Source organism: Butyricicoccus intestinisimiae, assembly GCF_018918345.1.
Taxonomy (GTDB): Bacteria; Bacillota; Clostridia; order Oscillospirales; family Butyricicoccaceae; genus Butyricicoccus_A; species Butyricicoccus_A intestinisimiae.
Genome location: NZ_JAHLQI010000002.1, coordinates 519,652 through 531,351 on the forward strand (window position 1 = coordinate 519,652; position 11,700 = coordinate 531,351).

Here is an 11,700-nt window from a genome sequence, read left to right on the forward strand (position 1 = left end):
GCGTTATTCCCCCTTCTTGGCTTTTTCTACGGCCTCCTCGATGGTTCCGACAAACAGGAATGCAGACTCCGGCAGATCATCGTGCTTGCCTTCCAGAATTTCACGGAAGCCGCGGATGGTCTCCTTGAGCGGAACATACTTGCCCTTGATGCCGGTAAACTGCTCGCCGACAGTAAACGGCTGCGACAGGAAGCGCTGAATCTTACGCGCACGGGCTACGGTGAGCTTATCGTCCTCGGACAGCTCGTCCATACCCATGATTGCAATGATGTCCTGCAGCTCCTTATAGCGCTGCAGCACGCGCTGTACCTGACGCGCTACATCGTAGTGCTCCTGACCCAGAATTTCCGGCGTCAGAATACGGCTGGTAGACTCCAGCGGGTCTACTGCCGGATAAATGCCCTGTGATGCGATGCCGCGGTCGAGTACCGTCGTTGCGTCCAGATGCGTAAATGTCGTCGCCGGAGCCGGGTCCGTCAAGTCATCCGCCGGCACATAAACTGCCTGTACGGAGGTGATGGAACCGCGCTTGGTCGATGTAATACGCTCCTGCAAAGCACCCATTTCGGTTGCCAGTGTCGGCTGGTAGCCTACTGCGGACGGCATACGGCCGAGCAGTGCGGATACCTCCGAGCCTGCCTGCGTGAAACGGAAGATGTTGTCGATAAACAGCAGCACATCCTGATTCTCGCGGTCACGGAAATACTCCGCCATCGTCAGACCCGACAGCGCAACACGCATACGTGCTCCTGGCGGCTCGTTCATCTGACCGTACACCAGCGCGGTCTTATTCAGAACGCCGGACTCTGCCATTTCACCGTACAGGTCATTGCCCTCACGGGTACGCTCGCCGACACCGGAGAATACCGAGATGCCGCCGTGCTCCTTTGCGACGTTGTTAATCAGCTCCTGAATCAGGACGGTTTTGCCTACACCGGCGCCGCCGAACAGACCGATTTTACCGCCCTTTGCATACGGGCAGATGAGGTCAACGACCTTGATGCCGGTTTCCAGAATATTTACTGCACCCTCCTGCTCCTCAAAGGACGGAGCTGGACGATGGATTTCCCATTTTTCTTCGGTCTTTACCGGTTCGCCGTTGTCAATCGGCTGACCGAGCAGGTTGAACATTCGTCCCAGCGTCTCCTCGCCGACCGGTACGCGAATCGATCCACCGGTATTGACCGCCTTTGCGCCTCGAACCAGACCGTCCGTCGAGCTCATCGCGATGCAGCGGGCGGTGTTGTCGCCGATGTGCTGTGCCACCTCAGCGATGATGGTCTCGCCGTGGTTATCTACTTCCAGTGCATTGAGAAGGTTGGGAAGCTGTCCGTCTGCAAATTTTACATCAAGTACCGGTCCGATAACCTGCGACACGGTACCCACGTTTTGCTCGTTCATGCACATTTCTCCTTCTTAGTTTCTTTGCGCGCGCCGCGGAGCGACGTTATTCGCCCTCCGCGCCCGCTACAATCTCTGTAATTTCCTGCGTAATCGCGCCCTGACGAGCACGGTTGTACTTCAGGCTCAAATCTTCTATCATATCGTCTGCGTTCTTGCTTGCAGAGTCCATTGCCGTGCGGCGTGCTGCCTGCTCCGAAGCATAGGACTGGCACAGTGCGCCGTAAAAGATACCGGCGATATACTCCGGTACAATCGCGTCAAACACGCTCTCCGGTCCCGGCTCATACAGCGTCATCGCGCCGCTCTCGTTTTTCGCCTCACTCTTTTCATACGGCACCGGAAGCACCTGCATGACCGTTGCATGCTGCGTCAGCATCGAAGCAAAGTTTGTATACACGATATACAGCTTGTCAAACGAACCCTTTACGAACTCGTGTGCGAGAAAATGCGCGGCTGTATGGCAGTTGCCGATGCTCGTATCCTCCGCAATGGCATACGCCTCGGTCAGGACTTCCATATTCCGTCGCTTGCAGTATTCCATTGCCTTTTTGCCGACCGGAACGGTGCAGATTTCCGCGCCATTCTGCTGTGCAATATGGCGCTCCACCAGCTTCATCACATTGCTGTTGTAGCCGCCCGCAAGACCTCTGTCACCGGCAATGATGACATAGCAGACTTTTTTGATCTCCTCCCGCGGTTCCACGAACGGAGACTTGAAATCCCGCTTTCCGTAGGCAATACCCGTCATGGTTTCATACAGGATATTGAAAAACGGCTCCGTCCGCTCGATGCGCTCCCGCGCGCGGCGCACCTTAGACGAAGCAACAAGCTCCATCGCCTTGGTAATCTGCCGCGTGCTCTGCACGCTCTTGATGCGGTTTTTGATCTCCTTCATAGAGGCTCCCATGTTTCAGCCTCCTTATCTTGTCTTGAGAAAAGCAGTCTTGACCGTTACGATTGCATCTTTCAGCTTTTCTGCGGTCTCATCGCCCATTGTGCCCTTTTCGCGAATCTCTGCCAGAACATCCGGATTGGCATCCAGATGTGCGTACAGCTCGCTCTCGAAGTCCATAATATCCTCAACCTTGACATCATCGAGCATATTATTGGTAACGGCATAAATGATTGCAACCTGATTTTCTACTGCGATCGGCGCGGTGCGGTTCTGCTTGAGCACCTCCACGATGCGTTCGCCCTGCGCCAGACGGCGCTTGGTGTCCTCATCGAGGTCGGAACCGAACTGTGCGAATGACTGCAGCTCTCGATACTGGGAATACGCCAGCTTGAGCGTACCGGATACCTTCTTCATCGCCTTAATCTGCGCGTTGCCGCCGACTCGGCTGACGGAAATACCCGGGTTTACTGCCGGCATGATACCGGAGTGGAACAGCTCTGTCTCCAAGAAAATCTGACCGTCTGTAATCGAGATAACATTGGTCGGAATATACGCGGAGACGTCGCCCGCCTGCGTTTCGATGATCGGCAGAGCAGTCAGCGAACCGCCGCCGTTGTCATCATTCAGACGCGCTGCGCGCTCCAGCAGTCTGGAGTGCAGATAGAAGACATCGCCCGGATATGCTTCACGTCCTGGCGGTCTGCGAATCAAAAGAGAAAGTGCACGGTAAGCCACGGCGTGCTTGGACAGGTCATCATATACCACAAGGACATCCTTGCCCTTGTTCATAAAGTACTCACCCATGGCGCAGCCGGAATACGGTGCAATATACTGAAGCGGTGCCAGCTCGGACGCGGTCGATGCTACGACAATCGTGTAATCCATGGCGCCCGCCTTGGTCAAATCCTCTACCAGCGTCGCTACGGTCGAGTTTTTCTGACCGATGGCGACATAGATGCAAATGACATCCTTGCCGCGCTGGTTGATGATGGTATCCACTGCCAATGTCGTCTTACCGGTCTGGCGGTCACCGATAATCAGCTCTCGCTGACCTCTGCCAATCGGAATCATGGAGTCAATCGCCTTGATACCGGTCTGCAGCGGCACATTTACCGGCTGACGCTCGATAATGCCCGGTGCCGGAGACTCAATCGGACGGGTTTCTGTCGCTTCAATCGGGCCCTTGCCGTCTATCGGCTGACCCAGTGCGTTTACGACGCGGCCGAGAAGCGCCTCGCCAACCGGCACAGATACAACCTTGCCGGTGCGCTTGACGGTATCTCCCTCACGAACACCCTTGTCGGAACCCAGCATAACGATAGAGACTGAGTTCTCCTCGAGGTTCATTGCCATGCCGTATTCGCCGTTTGCAAACGATACCAGCTCGTTTGCCATAACATTTTCCAGACCGTCTGCACGCGCGATGCCGTCACCGATCAGGATAATCGTGCCGGTCTCGCTCTGCTCGATCTTTGTATCATAATTTTTTATCTGTGCTTTGATAACACTGCTGATTTCTTCTGGACGTAACTGCATAGTCTCACCAACTCTCCCAACTTATGCGATGGAATGCAGCAGTTTGCTGCGGATCGCATCCAGTTTATTCTTCACGGTGCCGTCCATCTGGAGTCCTTCCATTTGCAGACGCAGACCGCCCAATACGGACGGATCGACGCGCTTTTCCAGATGAATTTCCTTGCCGGTCAGACTGCGCAGTTTCGCGGTCAGCTCGGCCTCCTGTGCGGCATCGAGCGCAACGGCAGATACCACCGTCACGGTTTCAATCCCATGTTCCCAATTGTACTCTTTGCGGAACTGCTTCGCGGCATCCATAAATTCATGCACGGAATTGTTCTCGATGAGCACCTTGAGAAAATTGAGCAGATAGATGTGGAGCTTCCCGTCAAATGCCTCATCGACGAGGGCAACGCGCTCTTCTTTCTTGAGCGTCGGTGCTCCCATCAGCGTGAGATACTTGGGATTCTCCGCAAAAGCCTGTCGAAGGACGGCGATCTGACCGAGGATTTCCTCGGTCGCTTCACACTCATTTGCCAAACTGTACAGCGTCTTGCCGTATGCTTCTGCAATATCCGTCATGAAGCCTCACCTACACCCTTAATGAACTCCGAGATCAGCTCTTCGTGATCCTTTTCGTCGATTTCGCGCTCTACAACCTTGGATGCAATATCCACGGCGATACCGGAAATCTCGTCCTTGAGTTCGTTCATGGCCTTCTTCTTTTCCTGCTCGATCTGCGCCTCTGCCTTCTCGCGCAGGCGGGCAGCATCAGCCTTCGCCGTTCCCACGACTTCGTCATAATGCGCCTGTGCCTTGCGGCTGGCAGCCTTAGCGATGTCCGCAGCCTCTGCCTTGGCATCGCTGATGCGCTTTTCATATTCATCGCGCAGCTCTTCCGCACGGGTCTGTGCGGTCTCAGCATCGGCATAAGACTTGTCAATCTCTGCCTGACGTGCGTTCAGAATATTCTGTACGGGTTTGAAAAGAAAGTGTTTGAGCAGCAGGAACAACAACAGCAGGTTGATCAGCTGTGTAATAATTTCCCATGGTACGATGGAAACCAGATCTAAAGTACCCAAATTCATTCTCCTTTCCTGAAAGTATTCCCTGTTTTACGCAAAACAGGAAGCTCGGCTGTCTCTTAGAGCTTGCCGAGGAAAGGATTTACGAACATCAGGATCAGGGCTACTACGAAGCCGTACAGACCGGTGGTCTCTGCCAGTGCACAGCCAAGAATCAGGGTAGAGGTTACCTTGCCCTGCGACTCCGGCTGACGGCCGATTGCTTCACACGCCTTACCGGCAGCGTAGCCTTCACCAATACCAGGGCCGATGCCGGCGATCATTGCCAGGCCAGCGCCGATTGCAGATCCTGCGAGTACAATTGCCTTTTCCATAATTATTTCCTCCTGAATTTTCCTAATACATGTTTGTGTCAGTCGCGGCGTCTCATCCTCTCTTATGGTGAGCCTGCCGCTGAAAACATAGAGTTTTTGTTTGGTCTTATTCCTCTGTTCCCGCAGCCTGTGCGACGAACTGCATCGTCAGCATACAGAAAATGTACGGCTGAACGCAGCCGGAGAAAACAGAAAAATACACATTGAGCACAGCCGGAATACCGACCTGTAAAAACGGAATGGTGCCCAATGAGCCGGGCAGCCAGAAAAAGATCATCTGGCTGACTGCTCCCAATGCGGCATACAACAAAAGACCGATGACGTAGCCGGAGCAGATGTTTGCAAAGTGACGCAGAGACATCGAGACCGGCGTTGCGATCTCGCTGATGATGTTCATCGGCGTCATGACAAAAATTGGTTCCGTAAAGCCCTTGAGATACCCTCCGAAACCGTTTGCCTTGATCTTGTGGTACGTGATGAGGACAAACACCAAAATACCCCATGCAAGGAATGTGTTGAGATCATTTGTCGGGGAATACGCGCCGGTCAGGCCCATCAAAGAGCTGACAACGGACATGGACAGAATCGCTGCGATAAACGGAACAAAACTATCCCATTTCGCTCCCATATTGCCGCGGACCAGCTTCTGTGCCATCTGCACGATCATTTCCGCCACGACCTGCCGTTTGGTGCGCGCATGCACCTGCATCCCTCGTGTCAGCCAGATACACAGTCCCACAATGACAACCATTGCGATCCAGGCATTGACAACGGTCTGTGTGATCGGGTAGTTAATGCCGGGAATGACGTAGTATATCTTGGCGCCGGTGATGGATACTTCCATGAATCATTCTTCCTCCTTTCGATGAAAGATAGGCAATTTCATGAGTCCAATGGTGATTCTCGGGAAGAACATCGGAATAACGACGGCAACCCAATTGAAATACTCCACCTTAAAGCCGATGAGCAGAATCGCCACCATTGCCAAAAGGCGCTTGGTATAAGAGTTCTGCAAAACCAACTTTGCTTCCTCCGGCAATTCCTTTTTCACGGATTTCTGTACAGCCAGTCCCATGATAAAGAAATTTAAAATCGCCCAGCCGCCGCCGAGCAGATTGCCGAACAAAACGGTGCTGTCAAATCGTCCAAGAGCCAGAAACACAATCTCCATCACGACACTCATCGCCACAACGCTGAGTGCGATCCGCTTGGTCTCTGTTTTGACTGCCGGTTCAATCTTGATATGTCTCACCACCTGTCTCATAAATTCCACCTGTGACACGCTCACTTGTTCTCATCTCTCTCTTCACGCTTTTTGAGCTGCTTCCAAAACTTCCATACGTTAGAGGCTGAACCTCCGAGTCCCAGCACGAGCGCGACTATCATGATCCATAAGCCAAGCCCCCATTTTCCGCGCAGCCAATTCGCAGCCAGCAGGCACAAAATCGGCGGCACAGCAATCGAGACTCCCAGCTGTGTCAGCAGTGCCAAATTCTCCATGCATTCCTTTAGGATTTGATGCTTGTCCATCCTGTCCTTCATCCTTTCCAGCAGCGCACAGAAAATTCACACCATCTCAGGCATTTTCATTATAACAATTTGTTCTCCGGAATACAACCATCATTTGTACAGTTTACCCTGTTTAAAATATAACGAACACCAAAACGTGGTTATTTTGTGCCGAAAAATTACGTTAAGTTTATCAAAACTTTTCCATTTTATCTCTGCAATGTCTATTGTTTCCTATATTTCTTATCTTCTTTACAAAAATATTGCACATCGCATGGTTATTTTATGCGAGATACGGCAAAATCCTGCAAAAAACCAGATTTGTACAAAAAAAGCCCTTCCCGCCAAAATTTGGCGGAAAGGGCGCGCGCTGTGCAGTTTTTTAGAATACGCAGTACTTATCCATATAGGATTCCATCAACGGCAGAATGTCCTTGTACTGTTCCTGACTCTGAAGGTACTCGTGAACGTCGCGTACATCAATCAGAGAGTGTACATGGATGCCAAATTCTTCGCCGACTTCCATAACTGCGGTCTTGCCCGGGTTCTGACCAACCTCGCAGCGGTTGACGGAAATGAACATATCGGTCACCTTGACGTCAGCGGCGTTGAACAGAACCGGCAGAGTCTCGCGGATAGCGGTACCGGCGGTGATAACGTCCTCAATGATAATCACGCGGTCGCCGTCCTGCGGCTTGTAGCCGACCAGATTGCCGCCCTCGCCGTGATCCTTCGCTTCCTTGCGGTTGAAGAAGAACGGCTTGTCAATGCCGTAGTTTCTAGCCAGTGCGCCGGCAACGGAGGTAGCCAGCGGAATGCCCTTGTACGCCGGACCGAACATGGCGTCAAAGTCCTCACCGATGGTTTCCTTGACCATAGCGGCATAGAACTCGCCCAGCTTGGAGGACTGGAGACCGGTCTTGTAGTTGCCCGTGTTGACAAAGTACGGCGTGTTTCTGCCGGACTTGGTAACAAAATCACCGAAACGCAGCACATCTGCGCTCATCATAAACTCAATAAATTCCTTCTTTGCAGGAGTCAGCATCAGAAATCTTCCTTCCTTGTTTTAGGTTACGTTCAGTATAACAGAAAGTCGTAGATTGGACAAGTGGTCAAGCAAACGTAAATCCGCGTAATATGCCGCTCGCACCAGCTTCTTGGCTCTCCCTTCGGGAGAGCTGGCATTTGCGAAGCAAATGACTGAGAGGGCAGCACGCAAACAAGTCTGCACCAGAGCAAACGACCGAAAGGGCAAACACACTGACAAATTCGTATCAGAGCAAATCTTCAAAAACCATGCCAGCTGGTATTAGCCCTCTCTGTCGCTGCGCGACATCTCTCCCAAAGGGAGAGACAAGTTGGATTGCGCGCAAGGGCGAAAAAAACGCCAGAACCGGAGCTTTTCCGATTCTGACGTTTTCTGTATTTTCCCAAAATTACTTGTTCGGGTTCTCGATGGTGGTGATGCCGTCTGCGCCTGCGGAGATGATGAGGTCGGTGCAGTTGAGGAAGAAGCCGGTCTCCAGAACACCGAGGGTGCCCTTGAGGAATGCTTCCATGGCTGCATAGTCCTTACCAAACTTCGAGTTGGTGTACTTGGTATCCAGAATATAGTTATGGTTGTTGGTCTCGTAGATGGAACCGTCCTTGTTCATGCGGAGTACCGGCTCAAAGCCTGCATCTTCCATCTTCTTGACAACATGCTTGTAGCCAAACGGCAGAACCTCTACCGGCAGACCGAAATCGCCGATTTCTTCTACCAGCTTTGCGCTGTGGCAAACCCAGATGTTGTACTTTGCGCTGCGTGCAACGATCTTCTCGCGGAACAGCGCACCGCCGCCGCCCTTGATGCCGTTGAACTGCGGATCTACTTCGTCTACGCCGTCAATGCAGATATCCAGCTCCGGTGCGTCGTTGGTATCGAGCAGCGGAATGCCCAAGCTCTTTGCCTGCTCGGTGGAAGCGTCAGACGTGGACACACACTTGATGTTCAGTCCTTCTTCCTTAACGCGCTGACCCAGCTTTTCAATCAGGTAATATGCCGTGGAACCGGTACCAATGCCTACCAGCATACCGTCCTTGACATACTTCGCTGCTTCATATCCTGCCATCTGTTTCTCATTCATGATTCATTCACCTCAGTTGTCAATTTTCAAACCTAAATTTCTCATGCTTGATATTCTTATTGTAATACAGACAACAGGTAAAACGCAATATCTTTTCTTGTTTTTCTTTCATAGATAAAAAACAGCCCTCAAAGCCGCAGCTTCGAGGGCTGTTTCTCATATCTCGTCCAGTTCAATGACACTGACCGGACAGCTTTCCGCCGCCATCTGTACCACAGCATCCAAACCGGCTTCCGGCTGCTGCTCGACACGCGCCAATCCATCCGACGCCAAACAAAACACCTGCGGACAAATCTCCGCGCACTGCCCGCAGCCAATGCACCCTTCTCGAACAACTCTCACACGCATGAAACGGCCTCCTTTTTTACAGATGCACAAAGGTTTCCCTATTTTTTGCCGCATTATGCACAGATACCGCATTTGTTAGATTAAAATTCTGTGAATATCGAAATTTTTTGCCCAATTTATGACTTCTCTCTTTCTTTTTTCGTTTAAATATAGTATAACTAATAGGAACCACTGGTGCCCCTCTGCGGGCACACGGAGTTTTAAGAAGGGAGTATTTTTTTCATGAACAAAAAACGCGGTAGTTTCTCCAGCCGCATCGGTTTTGTCCTGGCAGCTGCGGGTTCCGCCGTTGGCCTCGGCAATCTTTGGAGATTCCCGTACCTCGCAGCAAAGTATGGCGGCGGTACGTTCCTGCTCATCTACATCATTTTGGCTGTGACCTTTGGTTATTCTCTGATGACAGCAGAGATTACATTGGGTCGTTCCACCCGCCTAAGTGCTGTCGGTGCGTATGATAAGCTCAACAAGAAGTTCCACTTTATCGGTCTGCTGACCTGTCTCGTCCCCATTATCATCGTTCCGTATTACGGTGTTATCGGCGGATGGATTGTCAAGTATATGGCTGTCTTTATCAAAGACGGCGCGGCTGCTGCTGCAACGGATAACTACTTTACAAACTTTATCACCAATCCGTGGCAGCCGTTCTTCTTCCTTGTTGTCTTTATTACAATCACCGCTGTGATTGTCTCCATGGGCGTCAAGGGCGGCATAGAAAAAGCAAGCACCTTGATGATGCCGCTGCTCATTGTGCTGTCCATCATCATTGCTCTGTATTCCATCACTCGTCCGGGTGCATGGGAAGGCGTCAAGTACTATTTCACGCCGCACCTGTCCGACGTGTCCCCGAATACCTTGCTCGGTGCTATGGGTCAGATGTTCTACTCCATGTCTCTGGCCATGGGCATCATGGTCACCTACGGCTCCTATATGCCGGATGGTGAGGACATTGAGAAGTCTGTCGGACAGATTGAGCTGTTCGACACGGGTGTTGCTCTGCTGGCTGGTCTGATGATTATTCCGGCAGTCTTTGCATTCTCCGGCGGTGACAGCGAAGCGCTGAACGCAGGCCCTGGTCTGATGTTCGTCACCATGCCGAAGGTATTTGCAAGCATGCAGCTCGGCACGCTGATCGGCATCACGTTCTTTGTGCTGGTATTCTTTGCAGCGCTGACCTCGTGCATCTCGCTGTATGAGACGGTTGTTTCGATTCTGGGTGACCGTTTCCATATGAATCGCCGCAATGCCTGCATCGTCACCTATATCATCTGCATTGTTCTGGGTCTGCTCAGCGCAATGGGTTATGGTACGCTGTCCGGCATCCAGCCGCTCGGCATGGCATTCTTGGACTTCTTCGATTTCATCTCGAACAGCGTTCTGATGCCAATCGTTGCTCTGCTGTCCTGCCTGTTCCTTGGCTGGGTTGTCGGCATCGATTATATCGCCAAGGAAGTCAAGAAAAATTCTTCTTTCCGCCGCGAGCCGATGTTCCGCGTTATGATTCGCTGGATTGCTCCGATTTTCCTTGTTGCAATTCTCGTTAGCTCGGTTATGAGTGCACTGGGAATCATTTCGATTTAACTATTCGCGAAAACACTGCAAAAGCCGCCTTTTCAGGCGGCTTTTGGTGTTTACTCTGTGTATGGCTTTTTGTTGTTCGTTCTCCCGAGCAAATAATCAACAGAAGTCTGATAATACTCTGCCAATTGTATTAAAATCGCAGTCGGAATATCATTTTCACCAGTCTCATATTTAGAATAACCGGTCTGCGACATGCCAAGGATTTGAGCAATTTGCGTCTGCGTCAAATCATGATCTTCTCTCAAATCTCGAATGCGTTTGTACATAGAATCACCCATATAGAACCTACATGGATTTTATTCTAGACATTGCTTTTTAACCTGAAACAGGTTAAAATATCTTATGAGGTGATGGTCTTGGATTTATATAATGAAATTCTCACACAAGTATTATCCGAAAAAATCTCAGATATTATACTGGAACACATATCAATCAATATAGATGCAAATCAATTAGTAAAAGAATCGTGTTATCAGACGTTGCAGCACATAAAAACTATCGTTGAAGACGATACGTTGGATGATCCAGAATGCTTTCATCGCATCGAAAAAATCATTTGCACGCTAGAAGAAAGGAATATATCTACAGGAAGCCGCCATGATTTTGGCTAATAGCAAATAGCCTTCCTCCTTGAGGAAGGTGGCGCGGCGCAAGCCGTGACGGAAGGAGCAGCTCGCGAGCAAGTCTGTATCAGGGGGCAGCCTGATGCGATACATATAGCTGCTTGCTCCCTCAGTCTTCGCCTGCGGCGAATCCAGCTCCCTCAAGGAGCCTACTTGGCTCTCCCAGAGGGAGAGACGAGTTTGGTCTGTGCGTAAGAGCAAATAGCAATTGCATTTTTTCTCTTTCATGTTATAATAAGCATATAGAAAGAGCACTACGGATAGACGGTGCGCCCTCTTATGTGATTACAAGATTATAACCGC

Annotated in this window: 15 protein-coding genes; 2 read left to right on the forward strand and 13 right to left on the reverse strand. The window is 51.1% G+C overall.

The window, feature by feature from the left end; translation table 11 throughout:
* Positions 1-3 precede the first annotated feature (3 nt).
* The 12 genes from atpD to KQI75_RS05990 all read right to left on the reverse strand — a co-directional run bounded on the left by atpD (position 4) and on the right by KQI75_RS05990 (position 9,196).
* Positions 4-1,401 (reverse strand): F0F1 ATP synthase subunit beta, encoded by a 1,398-nt coding sequence (gene atpD, locus KQI75_RS05935; protein WP_216469805.1) that lies wholly within the window; start codon positions 1,399-1,401, stop codon positions 4-6.
* 46 nt (positions 1,402-1,447) lie between these two features.
* On the reverse strand, positions 1,448-2,311 hold the full coding sequence (atpG, locus tag KQI75_RS05940) for an ATP synthase F1 subunit gamma (protein WP_216469806.1): 864 nt from the start codon (positions 2,309-2,311) through the stop codon (positions 1,448-1,450).
* A 12-nt stretch (positions 2,312-2,323) separates the two neighbouring features.
* Positions 2,324-3,835 carry a F0F1 ATP synthase subunit alpha gene (gene atpA, locus KQI75_RS05945; RefSeq protein WP_216469807.1) on the reverse strand — a complete coding sequence of 504 codons (1,512 nt, stop codon included), beginning with the start codon at positions 3,833-3,835 and terminating at the stop codon, positions 2,324-2,326.
* A gap of 21 nt (positions 3,836-3,856) precedes the next feature.
* A complete protein-coding gene (gene atpH, locus KQI75_RS05950) occupies positions 3,857-4,396 on the reverse strand; it encodes an ATP synthase F1 subunit delta (protein ID WP_216469808.1) in 540 nt (179 codons plus the stop codon).
* Positions 4,393-4,896, reverse strand: coding sequence for a F0F1 ATP synthase subunit B (atpF, locus tag KQI75_RS05955; RefSeq protein ID WP_246566411.1), 504 nt, complete (start codon positions 4,894-4,896; stop codon positions 4,393-4,395). Before atpF ends, atpH begins: the two co-directional genes overlap by 4 nt.
* A 62-nt stretch (positions 4,897-4,958) precedes the next feature.
* Entirely contained in the window at positions 4,959-5,213 is a 255-nt protein-coding gene (atpE, locus tag KQI75_RS05960; RefSeq protein ID WP_216469810.1) for an ATP synthase F0 subunit C, read from the reverse strand.
* A 106-nt stretch (positions 5,214-5,319) separates the two neighbouring features.
* The gene (locus KQI75_RS05965) at positions 5,320-6,057 is read right to left on the reverse strand and encodes a F0F1 ATP synthase subunit A (RefSeq protein ID WP_216469811.1); all 738 of its coding nucleotides are present in this window, start codon (positions 6,055-6,057) and stop codon (positions 5,320-5,322) included.
* A 3-nt stretch (positions 6,058-6,060) separates the two neighbouring features.
* Positions 6,061-6,477, reverse strand: coding sequence for an ATP synthase subunit I (locus tag KQI75_RS05970; RefSeq protein ID WP_216469812.1), 417 nt, complete (start codon positions 6,475-6,477; stop codon positions 6,061-6,063).
* Positions 6,478-6,497: 20 nt separating this feature from the next.
* Positions 6,498-6,743, reverse strand: a complete 246-nt coding sequence (locus KQI75_RS05975) for an AtpZ/AtpI family protein (RefSeq protein ID WP_216469813.1) — start codon at positions 6,741-6,743, stop codon at positions 6,498-6,500.
* A 361-nt stretch (positions 6,744-7,104) separates the two neighbouring features.
* Positions 7,105-7,767: an orotate phosphoribosyltransferase gene (gene pyrE, locus KQI75_RS05980; protein WP_216469814.1), complete on the reverse strand. Its 663-nt coding sequence runs from the start codon at positions 7,765-7,767 to the stop codon at positions 7,105-7,107.
* A 391-nt stretch (positions 7,768-8,158) separates the two neighbouring features.
* Entirely contained in the window at positions 8,159-8,848 is a 690-nt protein-coding gene (gene rpiA / locus KQI75_RS05985; RefSeq protein WP_216469815.1) for a ribose 5-phosphate isomerase A, read from the reverse strand.
* Positions 8,849-9,004: 156 nt separating this feature from the next.
* Positions 9,005-9,196 (reverse strand): ferredoxin, encoded by a 192-nt coding sequence (locus KQI75_RS05990; RefSeq protein WP_216469816.1) that lies wholly within the window; start codon positions 9,194-9,196, stop codon positions 9,005-9,007.
* A gap of 222 nt (positions 9,197-9,418) precedes the next feature.
* Between KQI75_RS05990 and KQI75_RS05995 the strand changes: the two genes are divergently transcribed.
* On the forward strand, positions 9,419-10,774 hold the full coding sequence (locus KQI75_RS05995; protein ID WP_216469817.1) for a sodium-dependent transporter: 1,356 nt from the start codon (positions 9,419-9,421) through the stop codon (positions 10,772-10,774).
* A 50-nt stretch (positions 10,775-10,824) separates the two neighbouring features.
* Here the strand turns inward: KQI75_RS05995 and KQI75_RS06000 are convergent, their stop codons facing one another.
* A complete protein-coding gene (locus KQI75_RS06000; RefSeq protein WP_216469928.1) occupies positions 10,825-11,040 on the reverse strand; it encodes a helix-turn-helix domain-containing protein in 216 nt (71 codons plus the stop codon).
* Positions 11,041-11,130: 90 nt separating this feature from the next.
* Between KQI75_RS06000 and KQI75_RS06005 the strand changes: the two genes are divergently transcribed.
* Positions 11,131-11,385 (forward strand): hypothetical protein, encoded by a 255-nt coding sequence (locus KQI75_RS06005; protein WP_216469818.1) that lies wholly within the window; start codon positions 11,131-11,133, stop codon positions 11,383-11,385.
* Positions 11,386-11,700 lie beyond the last annotated feature (315 nt).